At 50.2% G+C, this 19,432-nt stretch carries 17 protein-coding genes and 4 tRNA genes; 20 read left to right on the top strand and 1 reads right to left on the bottom strand.

The genetic code is table 11. The features are described 5' to 3' along the window. Window positions 1-2 precede the first annotated feature (2 nt). From topA to CWI83_RS04270, 11 genes are all read left to right on the top strand, one after another. Window positions 3-2,684 carry a type I DNA topoisomerase gene (topA, locus tag CWI83_RS04320; protein ID WP_126826245.1) on the top strand — a complete coding sequence of 894 codons (2,682 nt, stop codon included), beginning with the start codon at window positions 3-5 and terminating at the stop codon, window positions 2,682-2,684. 102 nt (window positions 2,685-2,786) lie between these two features. Continuing rightward, complete coding sequence (locus CWI83_RS04315) at window positions 2,787-3,209, top strand: hypothetical protein (protein WP_126826242.1); 423 nt, start codon at window positions 2,787-2,789, stop codon at window positions 3,207-3,209. Then, window positions 3,209-4,687: a hypothetical protein gene (locus tag CWI83_RS04310; RefSeq protein ID WP_126826239.1), complete on the top strand. Its 1,479-nt coding sequence runs from the start codon at window positions 3,209-3,211 to the stop codon at window positions 4,685-4,687. Before CWI83_RS04315 ends, CWI83_RS04310 begins: the two co-directional genes overlap by 1 nt. A gap of 3 nt (window positions 4,688-4,690) precedes the next feature. Continuing rightward, on the top strand, window positions 4,691-5,878 hold the full coding sequence (locus CWI83_RS04305) for a hypothetical protein (RefSeq protein ID WP_126826236.1): 1,188 nt from the start codon (window positions 4,691-4,693) through the stop codon (window positions 5,876-5,878). A gap of 19 nt (window positions 5,879-5,897) precedes the next feature. Beyond that, a complete protein-coding gene (locus CWI83_RS04300; protein WP_126826234.1) occupies window positions 5,898-6,314 on the top strand; it encodes a hypothetical protein in 417 nt (138 codons plus the stop codon). Beyond that, on the top strand, window positions 6,311-7,708 hold the full coding sequence (locus CWI83_RS04295; protein WP_126826231.1) for a GspE/PulE family protein: 1,398 nt from the start codon (window positions 6,311-6,313) through the stop codon (window positions 7,706-7,708). The genes CWI83_RS04300 and CWI83_RS04295 overlap by 4 nt, the downstream gene beginning before the upstream one ends. After that, complete coding sequence (locus tag CWI83_RS04290; protein ID WP_126826228.1) at window positions 7,692-8,720, top strand: type II secretion system F family protein; 1,029 nt, start codon at window positions 7,692-7,694, stop codon at window positions 8,718-8,720. The genes CWI83_RS04295 and CWI83_RS04290 overlap by 17 nt, the downstream gene beginning before the upstream one ends. Window positions 8,721-8,742: 22 nt before the next feature. Further along, window positions 8,743-9,183: a type II secretion system protein gene (locus CWI83_RS04285; RefSeq protein WP_126826225.1), complete on the top strand. Its 441-nt coding sequence runs from the start codon at window positions 8,743-8,745 to the stop codon at window positions 9,181-9,183. Beyond that, a complete protein-coding gene (locus CWI83_RS04280; RefSeq protein ID WP_126826222.1) occupies window positions 9,180-9,404 on the top strand; it encodes a hypothetical protein in 225 nt (74 codons plus the stop codon). Before CWI83_RS04285 ends, CWI83_RS04280 begins: the two co-directional genes overlap by 4 nt. Then, window positions 9,377-10,117: a type II secretion system protein gene (locus tag CWI83_RS04275; protein ID WP_126826219.1), complete on the top strand. Its 741-nt coding sequence runs from the start codon at window positions 9,377-9,379 to the stop codon at window positions 10,115-10,117. The genes CWI83_RS04280 and CWI83_RS04275 overlap by 28 nt, the downstream gene beginning before the upstream one ends. Next, window positions 10,110-10,766 (top strand): TadE/TadG family type IV pilus assembly protein, encoded by a 657-nt coding sequence (locus CWI83_RS04270; protein ID WP_157980362.1) that lies wholly within the window; start codon window positions 10,110-10,112, stop codon window positions 10,764-10,766. The genes CWI83_RS04275 and CWI83_RS04270 overlap by 8 nt, the downstream gene beginning before the upstream one ends. A 1-nt stretch (window position 10,767) precedes the next feature. Here CWI83_RS04270 and folD read toward each other — a convergent pair whose 3' ends face one another. Further along, the gene (folD, locus tag CWI83_RS04265) at window positions 10,768-11,631 is read right to left on the bottom strand and encodes a bifunctional methylenetetrahydrofolate dehydrogenase/methenyltetrahydrofolate cyclohydrolase FolD (protein ID WP_126826214.1); all 864 of its coding nucleotides are present in this window, start codon (window positions 11,629-11,631) and stop codon (window positions 10,768-10,770) included. Window positions 11,632-11,877: 246 nt separating this feature from the next. Between folD and CWI83_RS04260 the strand changes: the two genes are divergently transcribed. The 9 genes from CWI83_RS04260 to lon all read left to right on the top strand — a co-directional run bounded on the left by CWI83_RS04260 (window position 11,878) and on the right by lon (window position 19,186). Continuing rightward, a tRNA-Pro gene (locus CWI83_RS04260) sits at window positions 11,878-11,954 on the top strand. A gap of 19 nt (window positions 11,955-11,973) precedes the next feature. Then, window positions 11,974-12,050 (top strand) — tRNA-Arg (locus CWI83_RS04255). A gap of 35 nt (window positions 12,051-12,085) precedes the next feature. Further along, window positions 12,086-12,161, top strand: a tRNA-His gene (locus CWI83_RS04250). Between the two features lie 27 nt (window positions 12,162-12,188). Then, window positions 12,189-12,265, top strand: a tRNA-Pro gene (locus CWI83_RS04245). Window positions 12,266-12,355: 90 nt separating this feature from the next. Next, window positions 12,356-13,288, top strand: coding sequence for a tetratricopeptide repeat protein (locus CWI83_RS04240; protein ID WP_157980361.1), 933 nt, complete (start codon window positions 12,356-12,358; stop codon window positions 13,286-13,288). Between the two features lie 131 nt (window positions 13,289-13,419). Further along, complete coding sequence (gene tig / locus CWI83_RS04235) at window positions 13,420-14,721, top strand: trigger factor (RefSeq protein WP_126826207.1); 1,302 nt, start codon at window positions 13,420-13,422, stop codon at window positions 14,719-14,721. A gap of 86 nt (window positions 14,722-14,807) precedes the next feature. Continuing rightward, window positions 14,808-15,425: an ATP-dependent Clp endopeptidase proteolytic subunit ClpP gene (clpP, locus tag CWI83_RS04230; protein WP_126826204.1), complete on the top strand. Its 618-nt coding sequence runs from the start codon at window positions 14,808-14,810 to the stop codon at window positions 15,423-15,425. A gap of 1 nt (window position 15,426) precedes the next feature. Further along, complete coding sequence (gene clpX, locus CWI83_RS04225) at window positions 15,427-16,710, top strand: ATP-dependent protease ATP-binding subunit ClpX (protein ID WP_126826201.1); 1,284 nt, start codon at window positions 15,427-15,429, stop codon at window positions 16,708-16,710. Window positions 16,711-16,852: 142 nt separating this feature from the next. Further along, window positions 16,853-19,186, top strand: coding sequence for an endopeptidase La (gene lon, locus CWI83_RS04220; protein WP_126826198.1), 2,334 nt, complete (start codon window positions 16,853-16,855; stop codon window positions 19,184-19,186). The last annotated feature ends 246 nt before the right edge of the window (window positions 19,187-19,432 follow it).

Raw genomic sequence — 19,432 nt, 5'->3', positions numbered from 1 at the left:
TCATGAGCAAATCACTCGTTATTGTCGAGTCGCCTGCTAAGGCGAAGACTATAAATAAATATTTAGGCAACGATTTTATTGTGAAATCGAGTGTCGGCCATGTTCGAGATTTACCGACTCGGACCGTGGAAAGTGTTAAAGCTAAGCCCGCAGCTGAAGTTCGTAAGATGTCAGATGAGGCGAAAGCTGCCTATAAGAAACAGCGCGAATTTGAAAAGCTGGTGGCGCGTATGGGTATTGATCCCACCCACAACTGGGAAGCCCACTACGAAGTTCTGCCCGGTAAAGAAAAAGTGGTGGCAGAATTACAAAAGCTTGCCAGCAAAGCTGACAAAGTCTATCTCGCAACGGATTTGGACCGCGAAGGAGAAGCTATCGCGTGGCATTTGCGCGAGCTTATTGGCGGCCCGAACGAGCGCTTCCAGCGTGTCGTCTTTAACGAGATTACCAAAAATGCAATTCAGGATGCCTTCTCACACCCCGCGCAGGTTAACCTTGACCGAGTAAATGCTCAGCAAACTCGGCGCTTCCTTGATCGGGTGGTGGGCTTTATGGTGTCGCCACTGCTGTGGAAGAAAATTGCCCGTGGCTTATCCGCAGGTCGAGTGCAATCAGTTGCAGTGCGCTTGGTTGTTGAACGTGAGCGCGAGATTAAGGCCTTTGTTCCAGAAGAATATTGGGATATCTATGCCGATTTACGGGCGGCCAAAGCTGAATCACTGCGGATGCAGGTCCAGCGTTATCTTGGCAAACCCTTTAAAGCGGTGGACCAAGAAGCCGCCGAACGCACGGTTGCAGCGCTCAAACAAGCTAATTATGTCGTCCGTGAACGCGAAGATAAGCCGACCAGTAGCCGTCCATCCGCACCTTTTATTACCTCAACTTTGCAGCAAGCAGCGAGCACTCGGCTCGGGTTTGGGGTAAAGAAAACCATGATGCTGGCGCAGCGCTTATACGAAGCGGGTCATATCACCTATATGCGTACTGACTCGACCAATTTGAGCCAAGAAGCGCTCTATCATTGTCGCGAGTTTATTGAAAAGCAATACGGCGCGGATTATTTGCCGGCTAAGCCGAACTTTTATGGCTCGAAGCAAAACGCGCAAGAGGCGCACGAGGCGATTCGTCCGTCTAACGTGTCGGTACGGTCTGAGCAACTAAAAGATATGGAGCGTGATGCGCAGCGTCTATACGAACTCATTTGGCGCCAATTTGTTGCTTGTCAGATGACCCCAGCGCAATACGATGCAACAACCTTGACGGTTGCTGCGGGTGATTATGAGTTAAAAGCGCGTGGGCGAGTTCTGCGTTTCCCTGGCTGGACCAAAGTGCAACCGCCAGCGAGTGCGAAAAAGAGCGAAGAGACGACCTTGCCTGATGTCCAACCTGGGCAAGTATTGGATTTGCTTGAGCTTGATCCGCAACAGCATTTTACCAAGCCACCGGCTCGATTTAGCGAAGCGTCATTGGTTAAAGAGCTAGAAAAACGTGGAATCGGACGTCCTTCGACCTACGCCGCGATTATTTCAACGATTCAAGATCGCGGCTATGTACGCGTTGAGAATCGCCGCTTTTTCGCAGAAAAAATGGGTGAAATTGTCAATGACCGCTTAGTCGAGAATTTCTCGCGCCTGCTGAACTTCAACTTCACTGCCGAAATGGAGCAGGCCCTCGATGATATTGCAGCAGGCAAGAGGAACTGGAAAGAAACCCTCGATCAGTTCTATCTCGAGTTTAGTAAAAAACTTGAACAAGCCGAGCTCCCTCCGGAAGAGGGGGGTATGCGTGGCAATAAGATGGTGTTAACGGATATCGACTGTCCAAGCTGTGGCCGCAAGATGGGGATTCGAACCGCCAGCACCGGGGTGTTCTTAGGCTGTTCGGGCTATGAATTGCCGCCCAAAGAGCGCTGCACGCAAACCATGAACTTGCTGCCGGGTGAAGAGGCGATTGCGGTAAGCGATGATGAAGAAGCTGAAACCACTGCGTTGCGGGCGAAGAAACGCTGTCCAAAATGTGGTACCGCGATGGACAGCTATTTGATCGACCAGCACCGCAAATTGCATGTCTGCGGGAACAATCCGAGCTGTTCGGGGCAGTTGCTCGAGCAGGGCGAATTCCGCATCAAAGGTTACGATGGTCCGGTCCTTGAATGTGATCGCTGTGGTAGCGACATGCAGCTCAAAACTGGACGTTTCGGGAAGTATTTCGACTGTACCAACAGCGAATGTAAAAACACCCGTAAATTGCTTAAAAATGGTCAGCCAGCGCCACCGAAAGAAGACCCTGTGCCACTGCCAGAGTTACCATGTGAGCAATCGGATGCTTACTTCGTGCTGCGTGATGGCGCCTCGGGTATTTTCTTATCGGCCAATACCTTCCCGAAATCACGGGAGACTCGGGCGGTAAAAGTTGCCGAATTGAAGCGCTTTAAAGATCGTATTCCAGCGAAGTTTCATTATCTTGCCGAGGCTCCCGTAGCTGATGCTGAGGGTAACGAGGCAATTGTCCGCTATAGTCGCAAGCAGAAAGAGCAGTATGTGGTGACTGAGCAGGACGGTAAGCAAACCGGTTGGCAAGCGTATTATCGCGATGGTGAGTGGCAACAGGTCGAAGCACCAAAGAAAAAAGCCAAGCCGAAAGCCAAGGCTAAGTCGAAAGCAAAAACTAAAGCGAAGAAATAATTTACAGCACAAGACGTTTTTGCGCTCTTGTTGAGTTGATCTCAGTGCACTAGATTGAAAGGGTATTTCACGGATGGAATACCGGGTGTACAAGGAGGTCACATGGTTCTTAAACCAACTCAAGGGCTTACCCAGGTCCTCGTCGGCGTCAGCTCAGGGCTTTTCCTGAGCTTGATGTCGGCACCACTGCAAGCACAGCAATGCGCGCCCTTTGCTATTGCGGCAGCTTGGCAAACACTCGCAGCGAGTACGCCAACTCCGCTTTCTGAGTCTAAGCCAGCGGTCAGTGCTGAACTCAACCAAGGTTTATTGCAACCCCAAGTCGAGCAGCTTATTCGAGCTCATCTCGAGGTCGATTGGATCGATTGGCAAATCTCACCCCATCACCGCTGGCCCGCTGATATGCGGCTTGATGCACCGAGTTGGGGTGAGCTACTGCAGCGACTCCTGAAACCCTACGGGATTCAACTTACCATTTACGCCAATCGCAGTGCGCGGCTTAGCTATCGCGGAGCGCAAAGCTGATGCGCCCCCACTTCATTTTGTTCGCAACTGCGACCACTTTACTGTTCAGTTGCAGTAGTCAACCGCAAGCGGATTCAACCCCACCAACTGAACTGCAGCAGCAATTAGCTAAAGCGCAGCAACAAGCGTTGGCGCTGCGGGGCGAACCTCAGACTGTGGCTTATGAAGATGAGTTTTGGGTACCGAGTTTATCACCTGATGAATTGTCACAACCTGCTTGGTTTCATCGCCCTGTCACTGTAGCGGTTACAGAGATAGGTTTTACCGCGTTAGTGCACGAGACATTTGCCGCCCATGAGATCCGCGTTGACTTTATTGACCGCCCTGAATTAGAGCGGCCAATTTCATTGCAATACCATGGCTCGCTCGGTGGTTTACTGGCTGAGCTGAAGCGACAAACTGGGTTTCATCTTGAATTCGGTCGTGATTTTATTAGCTGGAGTAAATATCAACTCCGTAGTTTCGATGTCGCTTTCCTAAATGGTTCGACCCAGTACTTTTTGGGGAATAAAAATCAGCAACAGCGGACTCAAGGGAATACCGAGCGGAGTGCTTTCACCCAAACTAGCGACCAATTCCTAAACTTTAGCAATGATGAACTCTCGGTCTGGCGCGACCTCGAGGCTGGCCTAAAATTATTGCTATCAGCACATGGCACGGTGCAATTGAATCAAAGTTCAACCTCTGTCCTAGTGCGCGATACACCGCAACGAATGGAACGCGTCGCACGCTATCTCGCCGAGCAAAATGAGCGACTACTGCGTCAAGTTGCAATCGATGTGCAAATCATCGAGGTAACCTTTCACCAGAACGAGCAGTTCAGCATTGATTGGCAGGCGTTGCTCGAGACCGCCAGTGGCTCTGGCCAATTGGCACTCTCTTCTGCCAGTTTTACCAGTGGCGGAGTGCTCGGTAGCCAATTAAGTTGGACTCAACAAAGCGGGCGCGCCGCAGGGAGCCAAGTATTTTTCGAGGCTTTGCAAGAGCAGGGAAGGGTAAATAGTCGTAAGCAGCCGCGCTTACTGAGCCTTAATAACCAGATCGCTAAATTAGTGCTCGAAGATAACGCCACCTATTTAGCCGCAGCTGGCAGTGTCGCAACTGCAAATGTTGGGACCTCGACCACATTAGAGCCAGGGGTTGTGACGACGGGTTTTGAGCTGTATTTGCTCCCCAGTATTCAGCAAGACCAGGTGATTTTGCAGCTCTCCAGTGAAATTTCCGATTTACAAGCAATCGATGAGGTTCGCTCCGGTGAGCAATTAATTCAAACGCCACATACACAGCGCAAAAAGTTCTTTATGAAGGCGCGGGTGGGAGATGGCGAAACGCTACTGTTGTCTGGCTTACAACAACATCGGGAAACCACTCAGGAACAAGAATCTTGGTTGAGCTTGTTGTTAGGTGGGCGGAATCAACAATCGCAACAACAAACCGAGACTTTGCTGTTGATTACCCCACGAATTATTGAGGGCTAGCCGATGCGTCAACACGCTCCAACTTGGCACTGGATTGAACAATGCTGGCGGGTACAGGCCGCTAACGCCAGGGCACTGCGACAGGTGCTGGAGGAAGCACGGCAATTGGGCTTTAACCATTATCACAGTATTCGGGTAAAAGGCGGCTATTGGGTAAGTTGTATTGAGGCTGAGCGCGGTAAGCGTTATGCAGACCGCTTAGCTCTTATCGTGGAGCGGTTTAAAGCTCATGAACGGGCACAGATTCTGATTTCGAGTTCAGATCGATTGTTTTGGGTCAGGTGGAACCAAGGCCAATTATGTGGCGCCATTCAACTGGGTCGCACTGCTCAGGACCTCGCTCAATTGCAAACTTTGTGGCAACTCGATGGCAATCAGACAGCGGCACTGCCTTTGCAACTTATCGAGGCGCCAGAGCATCCTCTAGCGAAACAATTAGAGGCTGCAGGAATCGCATTTGAGGCGCAACAAACACCACTTGGAGATACGCTCAAGGGCTGTCGCCGTTATCGTTTTAAGCCGCTGCCAGGAGTGAGCTTTTGGCGGCCTTGGCAACTTTTGGTGTGTGCACTCGTGCTGGTTGGCTTGGGCCTCTGGCTAAGTTTTGATTTACAGCAAGAAGCCGCTGCGCAAGCGGCGCCACTCACTGCTGAGGTGGCTGAATTAAGACCGGCTGGTTTGGGTATGGCGCTGGCATCGCAGCTTGCTGCTGCACTTGAAGAATTACAAAGCGTGAGTGGTTGGCGTCTGACGAAGGTCCAGTTGCAGAGTGATGGCAAGCTCAGTGCAAATTATCAAGCTGATTTTGCGACTTTAGCTGAATTGCAATTGCAGCTCGACGCGGTTTGGCAAGTCAGCTCGAGTCGGGGCAGTGCGCTAGTGGAGCAGGTCTTGGTGAATGATATCGTTGCGCCGCTAAGACTCGCAGATACATGGCCTTGGCCACAGCAAACCGATGCTGCCTCGCAATTACCTAGGTCGGCGAACTTATTGCTCACCCAGCAGCATCCGCTGACCACTGAACATTGGTGGCAGCATCAGGACCTCCAACTCGAGCTAACGGAACATAGCTGGAGTGAATTGTTACAGCTAACTCACTTGAGCGGAGCTTGGCGGCTCTTGAGTTTTCATTATGACGTCGGCGCCAACCCCGCTGTCACCATGAATTTGCGCTATTACCAGGCGCGCTAAGTTAGGGAGAACCCATCGTATGATCACCGCACTGGTGTTGTTATTAGGAACTGAATTGGTGAGTGTCGCACCACCAAGCGCCAACCATAGCGAGCAGCTTAAAGCGATTCGTACCGAAGAGTTGCGCGAGCGCCGAGCACAATTGCAAGCGCAGCAGGCTCAGTATGCGCTGCAAGTCGCGCAAGCTAAACATGCGATGGCACAACTGCAACATGCGCCAGTTGCAGCGAATCCGCTGGCAACATTGCAGTGGCAAGGACTGATTGAAACCGCAGATAAAGCATTAGCGGTGGTGGTTTGGCAGCAACAATTATTGCAGTTACCGTTAGCGTTTGAACATCCCTCTGGGTTATATCTTTGGCGTGAGGATGATGCAGTTTACGCGCGTTACGATGGCCAGCAAAAAATGCTCAGTCGGTTGGGGGAATTAAGATGAAAACAGTCGGTTTAGAGCAATGGCATTGGCAGCAACTGGCGGAACCTATGTTGCCTTACTGCCTGGCAATTTCTGAGGCTGATGAGCAAGATGTTGCAGCCTTAGTCACCAAAGATGGGGTGTTAGTAGTGTCGCCTTCGGCTTGGCATTATCGAGCACTGGAATTAAATAACATTTGTGTACTGATGGAACGCTCTGGGGCGCACATCAAAGCGCAGCTTTGCTCTCCTGCTCATGAAATTCGCAAGTTATTGCATGACGCGGTGGCCAGTCAGGAAGTTCAACGCCGCAGCTTGGTCACCGAGCAACAACGTAGTCGAGCGCATCAGGCCTTAGAAGACTTGGTTCAACAAGCATTGGTCTATGCGGCTTCGGATATTCATTTGCTGTTTGAGCCGCAACAAGCGACCGTCGCATTTCGGGTGCATGGAGCTTTGGTACAACGAACTGAGCGACCACGCGAACTGATGAGTGCTGCTATCGCCGCGGCCTTAAATACGCGTTCAGACGATTTTCACGAGCTTTACTCTGAGCAAAGTTTATCTAGTGCCAGTATTCGCTTAACTGTCATTGTTCGTGAGCGACCGCTGGCACTGCGCCTGCGCGTCCAGAAGTCACCGACGCGATTAGGCTTTGCGGTAACCATGCGGATTCAAAATGAACAGGCCGAAGTGTTAACTCTGGCTCAGTTAGGTTTTGAACCAGCTGTTTGTCGCGCGGTTGCGAGTTGGTTGCAGCAAAAAAGCGGACTGATTTTAGTGATTGGCGCAACTGGGCAGGGGAAAACCACCACCCTAGCAGGATTAAATCTACAGCTATCGAGTGCGCAAAAGGCAATTTCGCTTGAAGACCCGATCGAAATTGTACAGCCACAGATCGAGCAAAAGCCAGTGCTTGCTGAGCATCCTGAGTTGAATTTTGCCAACATGGTGAAAGTTGCCTTGCGCGAGGATCCTGATCTTATCTCGATTAGCGAGATTCGCGACGAAAAGACTGCGCAGGCGGCCTACTCAGCGGCGTTGACTGGGCATATTGTGACGGCAACCTTGCACGCGCATGATTGCGCTGGGGCGGCACAGCGGTTACTTGATCTTGGTTTGAGTGCGGCAAATTTAGCCCAACCAGGAGTGCTGCGAGGCATTATTGCGCAGCGGCTGGTGAGCATTCGCTGTCCGCATTGTCTGGGTAATAATCCTGTTTGTGACCACTGTCACGGTGTTGGCGCAAGTGGTCGACGGTTAGTTTATGAATGGATTGATTGCGACCAGGCTTTTGCACAAGCCTTTCGTGAGGGACAGCTCGCACGTTATTTCCAGCAATTAGTCGAGCAAGGCTGGCAGTCAATTGAAACCCAGCTCAAGGCCAGTGAGGCAAATCATGAAGCAACTGAGTAAGGCACGGCAACTTGAGCTGTTAGAGGATTTTGCCCTCGCTTTGCAAGATGGCTTGAGTCCATTACAAGCGACAGCACAACTTGCACGTCATGCACAAACCCAAAACCTGCGCGGGGAACGTCAATTTGCACAGCAGGTCGCCAGCGCACTACAACGCGGTGAGCCGCTCGCAGCAGCTCTCACGCCGTTTATTAATGCTGACTTATTAATGTTAGTCGATGTCGGTGAGCGCAGCGGTCAGTTACCGCAACTGCTCGCCCGTTATGGCGCCGCGCAGCTGCAACGTAGCCAAGCTCTGCAGCAGTTTATTCGGCCCCTGCTATATCCCGCGATTATGTTATTTATTGCCGTGCTAGCCGTGTTTTTTATCGGCCAAACCGTGTTACCCAAATTAGCAACTAATCTTCCGATCAGCGCTTGGCCAGAATTAGCTCAAGCCCTGTATTGGCTGAGCCAACCATTACTGGTCACGGCAGTGTTGCTGGCGTTATTACTGCTATTGATTTGGGTGTGTGGTGTCCCAAGTGGCGCGCTGCAACGCCTTAGCAGTTACCAATGGCTGGTAAACTATGGCGCCTTTCGAGTGCAACGTTATTTTATCGCGGTTGAGTTACTGCAAACATTAACCGTGCTATTGGCCGCGCAAGTGAATCTCAATCGGGCGGTTAACGCGATGCAAATTCGAGCTGGAGGGCTCCTTGCGCGCGCCTGTCGGTTGATTCAAAGCCGTCTTAACAACGGTGAAAAGGAGCTAGCGCAATTATTGAATGTTGGCTTACTGGCGCCCCGAATGTTGTTCCGCCTAGCCAATGCGAGTCGCAGTGCAACGGAGCAGGCGACTCTGGCCCGCGTTGCGGGGTATGCGGCAAATGATGCGGTAGCGAGTTTAGCGCGCTTGCGGCAAGGCTTACAAAGTTTCTGTTATCTCATGATCTTTAGTTGTCTTGGGGTAGCAGTCGGTGGCATGGGGACTATGCTCATGCAATTAACTCAGCAGACTCAATTGGTCTGATGTGAATCAAAAGGAAAGTAAGATGAAACAAGTAAAGGGATTTACCTTCATTGAAGTGCTCACAGTGTTATCGATCATTGCGATCGCCACAATTGGCTCCTTAACGGTCCGAGATTGGGCGTTGGGCAATGCTCGAGTGAGTGAGGCGAAAAGCCAAATTATCACCATTCAGTCAGGTTCAGCATTGTGGCGCCCGCGCGACGGTACCTATAGCGGCATTAGCTTAGCGTCAATGTCGGGTATTGCTGCAGTACCACAAAATTGGGGCGATGGTGTGGGTCTCAACCCTTGGGGGGGTGATGTCAATGTTGAGGTTGATGGCTCCGACCCCACCCGTTACGTCGTCACCCTTGATGGCATTGATGAGAATGCTGAAGGCGCGCGTCTGGCTCGTGATTTCGCTGACTACGCTCTCGATGCAAGTTACAGTGCCGGCGCCTTGGTCGTGCGCTTCCAAGGATGAAACGACAAGCGGGTGGATTGCTGCTGGAGTTGATTTTTGCGTTGCTGATACTGAGCACGGTTAGCGGAGGCTTTTGGTACTGGTCACAGAGTTTATCTACAGCAGCTGTGGTAGAAGGGAGTTTGATGCTGGCGCAACGTCAGCATCAAATTGCGCAGCAGAGATGGCAAGCCTATCAAGAGAGGCAGCAAAGATGGCGACAAAGCGCGACCATAAAGTAACTGGATTTGTTCTACTTGAGTTGATCGTGGCGCTCACCTTGATTGGGGTTGGCTTGATGTTCTTAGGCCAATGGTATGCTCAACAGCAACAATTGAGCACCCGTCAAACGTGGGTCTACGACACGGAATTATTGATATCTGCGTTGCAAACACAGTGGCAGCAAACTCACAAAGTACCGAGTGATTTGAGTCAACTAAGCCATCCGGATGGCAGCTCCGGATTTGTTGAGCCGTGGCAACAAACTTGGCAAGTGTTACCGCAGGCAGAGCATCTACAGTTACAAATTGCTGCGCCAAATCATGCAGAGGCGCGCTGGTTCGCAAGTCAGTTGCCAGGTGCTCGGGCCGTACAAGAGCAAGTTTTTATCGAAGTGTTAGAGCCAGATTATAGCCAAGTCGCGAATGCCGAACGGTTTTTACATCGGCAGCCACAGCCGCAGCAGCCAGAGTTAAACGAGATGCAGGTTGATTTGCAGATGAACGGTCATGCGCTAACGAATGTGAGTCAATTGCAAGCTACTTCAGCGAGTGTGACTATGGTGCAAAGTGATTTGGTCCAAACCAGCGACTTTAGCGCAACGCATGCCCGCATTGAGCATCTCGAGGTAGACTCCTTGATCAGCCCAGAAGGGAGTTTGCTGCAATTGAAGCAGCAGCTGGACCTGCTCCAGGCTCTTTGGAACAGTTGCGTTGCTCAAGGGCGTTGTGGTTAAGTTTGGTCGCTACAAAGGACAAGCTGTGGTTGAGGCGTTACTCGCGTTACCTTTGCTGTTGTTTATCAGTTTCGCGGTGCTCCAAATCCTGTGGCTGATTTGGGCGCAACAAATGCTGCAAGTGGCAAGTGCGCAAGCGGCGCGCTCTGCTGCATTACAACAAGGGCAAGTAGCGGTCGCCGAGGCGGAATTAGCCGCGGCGATGTTAGGAGTTGAGCCCCAAGCGCTGGCGTCGATGCGCAGCGGTGCCACGGTCGAACTCGGTCGCGCTTATTTACAGCAGCGTTTGTGGGTGAAACAAATTGCGGCTTTGAAAATTATGGAGTTTGGTGAAGCTGAACGGCAGTTGGCAGTCACTAAGGATAAGCAACGCGTCATCCCATGGTCACATTTGCCTCTACGTTATCAGCTTTCGACTCAACCTGAGCTTGAACAGCGAGCACGAACTTTAACTTTGCGGATCCGCTGGTGCCAGCCCTTACGGCTTCCCCTCATTGGTACATTTTTTAGCTGGGTGGCAGCGCAATCAAAGCATCCGGCTCAGCGTTTTTGTCGAGCCCGTCAACAGCTTGTTGGGATACCTTTATGGGGTTTGCAGCACCAAGTGAGTAGCCCAATGTTGAGCGATCGCTTGGTGCTTCCAGAATGACTTAGGCGATTGGATTATGCCAGGTGTCGCAGGCCTGCAGGGTATTTTGCATAAGCGTAGCTACCGTCATTGGACCAACGCCGCCCGGGACAGGGGTGATAAACGCAGCGCGCTCAGCTGCGATAGCATATTCAACATCGCCGCAGAGGCTGCCATCAGCGCGGCGATTGATGCCAACATCGATGACAATTGCACCTGGCTTGATCCAGTCACCTGGGACGAAATTCGGTTTACCCACTGCGACCACTACTAAATCCGCTTGGCGAACATGATGTTCAAGATCATGGGTAAAGCGGTGACAGACGGTGGTGGTTGCCCCAGCGAGCAAGAGTTCAAGCGCCATTGGGCGGCCGACGATATTTGAAGCGCCGACGACGACTGCATGCAAACCATGGAGATCAACCCCAGTCGTCTCGAGCAAGGTAATCACGCCCCGTGGAGTACAAGGTCGTAATGCAGGGTTACGTTGAGCTAAGCGGCCCATATTAAAAGGGTGGAAGCCATCGACATCTTTAAACGGGTTAATCCGCTCTAAAATAGCTTGAGAATCGAGCCCTTCAGGTAGCGGTAGCTGGACTAAAATGCCATCCACTTCAGGGTCTTGATTAAGTTTATCGATGAGTTGTTCAAGTTCAGCTTGGGAGGTGGTGGCGGGAAGGTCAAAGGCTTTTGAGGTAATTCCAACCTCTTCGCAGGCACGGCGTTTACTGCCAACATACACCTGCGAGGCGGGGTCGCGGCCCACTAGCACGACCGCTAGACCTGGAGCCCGATAACCCTGACTTACGCGTGCGGCGACGCGTTCGCGGACTTGATCACGCACTTGTTGAGCCACTTTTTTCCCATCGATAGTTTGCGCCGACATGAATGTTTCCCTAACAGCAAGAAGATGAAGCTTTGAAGAAGATGCTATTTTCTCATGTTTTTCGGTCAGGTGAAACTGTTACGCGCGAGCACAGAGAAACCGACTATGACTGCAGTTGGATTTGAATTGCTGTAAAATTGGGCAGTCGCACGCGAATTAGAAAAAAATGTTTGACGCTTCATAGCGCAATGGGTATTATTCGCCCCCGTTGTCAGGCCGCGTCCTGCACGGGTTTACACGAAATGTCGGCGAGTAGCGCAGCTTGGTAGCGCACTTGTTTTGGGTACAAGGGGTCGCTGGTTCGAATCCAGTCTCGCCGACCATTTTCGCGTTGGATGACATGCGCCCGTAGCTCAGCTGGATAGAGCAACGGCCTTCTAAGCCGTCGGTCGCAGGTTCGAATCCTGCCGGGTGCGCCATTTATGCCCTGGCACAAATTGTCTCTTTTGTTGTGGTGGCTGTAGCTCAGTTGGTAGAGCCCCGGATTGTGATTCCGGTGGTCGTGGGTTCGAATCCCATCAGCCACCCCATTTCAAAAAAATCCTAAGATTCTGTGGCGGCGAGTAGCGCAGCTTGGTAGCGCACTTGTTTTGGGTACAAGGGGTCGCTGGTTCGAATCCAGTCTCGCCGACCATCTTTTCACGTTTTGTTACTTTTCTTCGTTTTGCAAAACAGTATTACTCTGTTCATACTAACATTCTGATAACAATGCAGGATGTTTAATATGCGCTCGTCTTTTATTTTTAGCTTGATGTTTGCCATGACGCTCTTACTCACCCCGACAGTGATTATGGCTGATGAAATGGAATGTACCTCGGATGAATGTTCTGAGGCGATGGCTGAGCTGGTGCGGTTCTCGCTTAATGGTAGCCCTGATGCACAAGTTATTGTGGCGCTTGCTTATGCGACCGGGGACGGCGTTCCTTTGAACCACACCTTAGCGCGTCAGCATCTAAAACGCGCCTTGCGCAATCAAGACCTGCGTGCCTGGCATATCTACTCTCGTTGGCTGCGCGATGGCTTTATCTTTGAACAAGATCTGAATGCCGCCACCGAAGCATTAAATCGTGCTGCTGACCGTGGCTTTTTAACTGCTTTGCATGAACGGGCGATCCGTAATTTCAGCGAAACAGCCACGGATAACTCTGCCACAGTGGCGGACTTAGAGCGCGCTGCAGAAGAGCTTTACAAGCCGTCAATGTATTTGCTTGCGCAACTCAAAGCAGCCGGTCTTGGCACTCCTCAAGATATTGAACGAGCGGCTGAGCTGTATGCTTTTCTGGCTCGCTCGAATTATCGCGAGAGTGAGCAGCGTTTAGAAGGTCTGGTCGGCAGTGCAGCTTTAGCTGAGCAAAAGCAGACCTTATCGATGCGCGTTGTAAATGAAATCGCTGAGCGTTACCAAATTGAAAATGAACAGGCGATGGAAGTCATTACGGTGAGCGCGGCGCGAATCGAAACACAGGATTATGTGATCGACTTAGCGGCCCAACTCGATAAATTGCGCGTCTTTGATGGCCGCGGTTCGACCGGCTCGAATATTCGTGGCCAAGTATGCGGTCGGGGCACGGCCAGTTGCCGCGTAATTTATGATGCGGCTGCAGGCACCGTCTCCTTCGCTGATACTGCCGGTGGTGTGATCAACGGCGGGTTTTAAACCAACTGAGCACAAAAAATAGCGGTGGACTCTCGACTACCGCTTATCCTCTCGCTATAATGCGGCGTCATTTTGAGGGGTCCCGACCATTGAGGGCTCAAGGCCATTAGTGAAGCCGAGGTAAAAAAGTAATGCAGGTTTCTGTAGAGACAACCCAAGGATTAGAGCGCCGCGCGACGATTACTGTGCCGGCTGAAGTTATCGATAATGAAGTTAAGCGTCTATTAAAAGACGAGTATCGTAATCGCCGCATCAACGGTTTCCGCAAGGGCAAAGTGCCACCGAACGTATTACAAAAGCTGTTCGGCAAAGAAGCGCGTGCGCGCGCCGCGTCAAACTTGATGCAGAGCAAATATTTTGAAGCCATGATGCAGGAAAAAATTAACCCAGTTGGGGCACCTAGCATCGAGCCAAAAGTCAATGAAGCAGGCCAAGATTTAGAGTTCGTCGCAACTTTTGAAGTCTATCCAGAAGTCACTGTACAAGCGCTCGATAAAATCACTATCGAGAAGCCAGAAGTTGAAGTCACCGACAAAGATGTCGATAACATGATGGAAACTTTGCGTAAGCAACATGGCGAGTGGAAAGAAGTGAAGCGTAAGTCTAAAAAAGGTGAGCGCATCACAATCGATTTCGTTGGTTCGATTGACGGCGAAGAATTCGAAGGTGGGAAGGCGTCTGATTACGCTCTCGAACTCGGCTCTGGCAACATGATTCCAGGCTTCGAAGACCAGATCATCGGCATGAAGACAGGTGAAGAGAAGACGATTGAAGTCACTTTCCCAGAAGACTACCATGCAGAAAACCTTAAAGGTAAAGCCGCGCAATTCGTGATTACTGCGAAGAAAGTTGAAGAGCGCAAGTTACCGGAGTTAAACGACGAGTTCGTGGCTCAGTTTGGGGTAACTGAAGGTGGTGTTGAAGCGCTTAAAGCTGAAGTTCGTAAGAACATGGAACGTGAACTGAAAAACTCGGTTTCAGGTAAAATCAAAGAGCAAGTCTTGAAAGGCTTGGTTGAGCACAACGAAGTTGATTTACCAAAAGCCATGATTGATCAGGAAATCGATGCGTTGCGTAAGCAAACAATGCAGCGTTTCGGCGGCGCACAAGGCGCGCAAATGCCAGAATTGCCAGCAAACTTATTTGAAGAGCAGGCGAAAGAGCGCGTTAAGGTTGGTTTGTTGCTCGGCGAAGTGATTCGTGGCAACGAACTTAAAGTTGACGAAGCGAAAGTTGATGAAATGATTGCAACTCAAGCGTCTGCTTATGAAGATCCAGCCGAAGTGGTTGCGTACTACAAGGCGAATGAGCAGTTAATGCAACAAGTTCGCAACGCTGCGCTCGAAGAACAAGCGATTGATTTCATTTTGGAAAAAGCCAAAGTTAAGGCGAAAAAGACGTCATTTGACGCGCTGATGAATCCAAAGAAATAATCCTTCCGTCATTGACGGAGTCAAGGACAACTTGCTTTAATGGCTCGTAACTGTACGGGCCATTTTTATTTCAGGAGTTTGTATTTATGTCGGAGTCTACTCAGTCACCTATGGCTGCCCTTGTCCCGATGGTGATCGAGCAAACCTCGCGGGGCGAGCGTTCGTTCGATATCTATTCGCGTTTGTTAAAAGAGCGCGTTATTTTCTGCTGTGGTCAAATTGAAGAACATATGGCGAATTTGATCGTCGCACAGTTACTCTTCTTAGAGTCTGATAACCCTGATAAAGATATCTACCTGTATATCAACTCGCCTGGTGGTGTGGTCACTGCTGGGATGGCGATTTACGATACCATGAAATTTATCAAACCGGCGGTGAGCACGGTTTGTATGGGGCAAGCGGCCAGTATGGGCGCGTTCTTGTTAGCTGGCGGTGAAAAAGGCAAACGCTACTGTTTACCTAATTCTCGGGTGATGATCCACCAACCGCTCGGTGGCTTCCAAGGGCAAGCCTCAGATTTTGAAATTCACGCCCGTCAGATTCTCGACATTAAAGAGAAGATGAACCGGATGTTAGCGGAAAACACCGGGCGTGATTACGAGCAAGTTGCGAAAGATACCGACCGTGACTACTTCATGAGCGCCGAAGATGCAGTGGAGTATGGTGTCGTTGATGCAATTTTAAGTAAACGAGCTGGAGCATAAGATGTCAGATACCCCACAAGATACAGGTGATAAACCTTTGTTGTGTACATTTTGTGGTAAGAGTCAGCAGGAGGTTAAAAAACTGATTGCTGGGCCTTCTGTCTATATTTGCGATGAGTGTGTCGAACTGTGTAATGATATTTTGGCGGAAGAAATTCAAAGTATCGCCCCCAGTGAAGGGCCTCAGCAATTACCGACACCGCGCGAAATTAGAGAGCATCTTGATGGCTACGTGATCGGTCAAGAGTTGGCAAAAAAGGTTCTCGCCGTTGCGGTTTATAACCATTACAAGCGATTACAGAATGCCAGCCGAAAAGGCTCAGATAGCGACGAAAATGTTGAGCTGGGTAAGAGTAATATTTTGCTGATTGGCCCGACCGGCTCAGGTAAAACCTATCTGGCGGAAACTCTGGCGCGCTACTTAGATGTTCCATTTACGATGGCCGATGCGACCACCTTAACTGAGGCGGGCTATGTCGGTGAAGATGTTGAAAACATCATTCAAAAGCTACTGCAAAAGTGCGACTACGATGTTGAGAAAGCTGAGCGTGGTATTGTCTACATTGATGAGATCGATAAGATTTCGCGCAAGTCAGATAATCCATCTATTACCCGTGATGTATCGGGAGAAGGCGTGCAGCAAGCTCTGTTAAAACTGGTTGAAGGCACCATTGCAGCGGTTCCCCCGCAAGGTGGACGTAAGCATCCGCAACAAGAGTTCGTTCAGGTCGATACCTCAAAGATCTTGTTTATTTGTGGCGGCGCTTTTGCCGGCTTAGATAAAGTCATCGAACAGCGCACCAGTGTTGGCACTGGGATGGGGTTCGGGGCTGAAGTAAAGAGCAAAAAGCCACAAAGTGAAGGCGAGACGCTTGCTAAAGTTGAGCCTGAAGACTTGGTCAAGTTTGGTTTGATTCCAGAATTTATCGGCCGTTTGCCGGTGCTTGCGACCTTAACTGAGTTAGACGAGGATGCCTTAGTTGAGATTTTACGCTCACCTAAAAACGCACTGACCAAGCAGTATGCTGCGCTCTTTGCGATGGAAGATGTGGAGTTAGAGTTCCGTGATGATGCGCTCCGCGCTATCGCTCGCAAAGCGATGGCACGCAAAACTGGGGCGCGTGGACTTCGCTCAATTGTCGAAGGGGTGTTGCTCGATACCATGTATGAGTTACCGTCTCTTGATGATGTCAGCAAAGTGGTGATTGATGAATCCGTTGTGCAGGGTGAATCACAACCGATTATGCTGTTCGAAGAGAAAGAGAAACACGCTTCGGGTGAATAACACCGCTATTTAGCATGAAAAATGTGCAAAAAGGGCCTTTTTGGCCCTTTTTTTATGCAAAACATTGAACTTTCGCTGGTGGACCACATATTAACAGGTAAGATAGGTTTAACGACCCCATGGATTCAGTCGGAGATAAATTATGAGCGAACAGCAGGCCACTCGCCTGAGTATTCCGGTTTTACCACTACGCGATGTTGTGGTTTATCCACATATGGTGATTCCCCTTTTTGTTGGGCGGGAAAAGTCGATTCGCTGCCTCGAAGCAGCAATGGAAGCTGATAAGCAAATCTTCTTGTCTGCGCAAATGGATGCCTCGGTGGATGAGCCGGAGCAAAAAGATATTCATACCACCGGCACCATCGCGACCATTTTGCAGTTGCTTAAATTGCCTGATGGGACTGTCAAAGTGCTGGTTGAAGGGGTGCAACGCGCCCAGCTTGATGAGTTTGAACAAACCGATGACTTTTTCCGTGCGCAGGTCACGCCGCTGCATTCAGAGCGGATGGATGACAAAGAAGAAGAGGTCATGATTCGCTCGGCGGTGAATCAATTTGAGGGTTACGTCAAACTAAATAAAAAGATCCCGCCAGAAGTTCTGACCTCATTGTCGGGGATCGATGAAGCGGATCGGTTAGCGGATACCATGGCTGCGCATATGCCATTGAAGCTGAACGACAAGCAAAAAGTGCTTGAGTTGATTGATGTGCGTGAGCGACTTGAATATTTAATGGCGCTCATGGAAGGTGAAATCGATCTGCTTCAGGTCGAGAAGCGCATTCGCACTCGCGTTAAAAAGCAAATGGAGAAAAGTCAGCGCGAGTACTATTTGAATGAGCAAATGAAAGCGATTCAAAAAGAACTTGGTGATATGGAAGATGGCCAAGATGAATTCGAAACACTCGAAAACAAAATCGCCGAAGCCAAGATGCCAGAAGAGGCAGAGCAGAAAACTCGGGCTGAACTACAGAAACTGAAAATGATGTCGCCGATGTCAGCTGAAGCAACAGTCGTGCGTGGCTACATTGATTGGATGGTCTCGGTGCCATGGAAAAAGCGTTCACGGATTAAAAAGGATTTGGCCTTAGCTGAGCAGATCTTGGATGCTGACCATTACGGTTTAGAAAAAGTTAAAGAGCGGATCCTCGAATATCTTGCGGTACAACAGCGCACTAGCAAAGTTCGTGGCGCTATTTTGTGTCTCGTTGGACCGCCAGGAGTGGGCAAAACCTCACTGGGACAGTCGATTGCCAAGGCGACTGGGCGTAAATATATTCGCATGGCCCTCGGTGGGGTGCGGGATGAGGCTGAAATTCGGGGACATCGCCGTACTTATATCGGCTCAATGCCGGGCAAATTAATTCAGAAAATGGCTAAAGTTGGGGTGCGCAATCCGCTGTTTTTATTAGATGAAATCGACAAGATGGCATCTGATATGCGGGGTGACCCGGCGTCAGCTTTGCTCGAGGTCTTAGACCCAGAGCAAAATATCAACTTTAACGACCACTATCTTGAGGTCGATTATGATCTGTCAGATGTAATGTTCGTTGCGACCTCGAATAGTATGAATATTCCTGGGCCGCTGCTCGACCGGATGGAAGTGATTCGGTTGTCGGGTTATACCGAAGAAGAAAAGCTGAACATTGCGAAACGCCATTTATTGCCAAAACAAATTGAGCGTAACGGTTTGAAAGCTAAAGAAGTGAATATTACTGATGATGCAATTGTCGGAATTATTCGCTATTACACCCGCGAAGCTGGGGTGCGTAACCTTGAGCGCGAAATCTCACGGCTGTGTCGTAAAGCAGTGAAGAAAATCGTCCTCGATAAGCGCGTCAAGCATGTTGAAATCAATCAAAAGAACTTGAGTGATTTCCTTGGCGTGCAGCGGTTTGATTACGGCAAAGCAGAAGAGACGAATCAAGTTGGGCAGGTGACAGGTCTCGCCTGGACCGAAGTCGGCGGCGATTTGCTGACTATTGAAGCGACCAATGTGCCGGGTAAAGGCAAAGTGACCTCTACCGGTTCATTAGGCGAAGTGATGCAAGAGTCGATTCAAACCGCGTTAACCGTAGTCCGCAGCCGCGCCGAAAAACTTGGAATTGAACCCGATTTTTACGAGAAGCGCGATTTGCACGTCCACGTGCCAGAAGGCGCCACGCCTAAAGACGGCCCAAGTGCCGGTATTGCGATGGTGACAGCCATGGTCTCGAGCCTTAGTGGTATTCCTGTGCGTGCCGATGTAGCGATGACGGGTGAGATCACGCTGCGCGGTGAAGTACTCGCCATTGGTGGCTTGAAAGAGAAGCTGCTGGCAGCTCACCGAGGCGGTATTAAGCATGTCCTGATTCCGAAAGATAATGAGCGTGATTTGAAAGAAATCAGCTCTGAAGTCATCGGTGATCTCGATATTCGCCCAGTTAAATGGATTGATGAAGTGCTGCAAGTCGCCCTTGAGCACGGAGTGAGTGATTAAAAAACAACCAAAAAACGAAAGAATGCGGGGTTCAGACGGCTAAAATCGCTACAGACCGCATTCTTTCGTGAAAAAAATTAAGAAAAAGGGTTCTCAACTGAAATTGTTGTGGTAGCCTAGAGTCAAAGTGATTGGTCAGAACAAACCTAACTAAACGTTTTGGCTCCACACTTTAGCGTTAGGGTAACGTATAGCAGTCGCTCGCTAACGCCGAAGCAAACAAACCTTACAGTGGGGCGTTTGCAT

The sequence above is a fragment of the Pseudidiomarina taiwanensis genome, from assembly GCF_003987435.1.
GTDB classification, from domain to species: Bacteria; Pseudomonadota; Gammaproteobacteria; order Enterobacterales; family Alteromonadaceae; genus Pseudidiomarina; species Pseudidiomarina taiwanensis.
The sequence above is the reverse complement of the archived record's forward strand: the minus strand, read 5'-3'. Positions and strand labels throughout refer to the sequence as shown.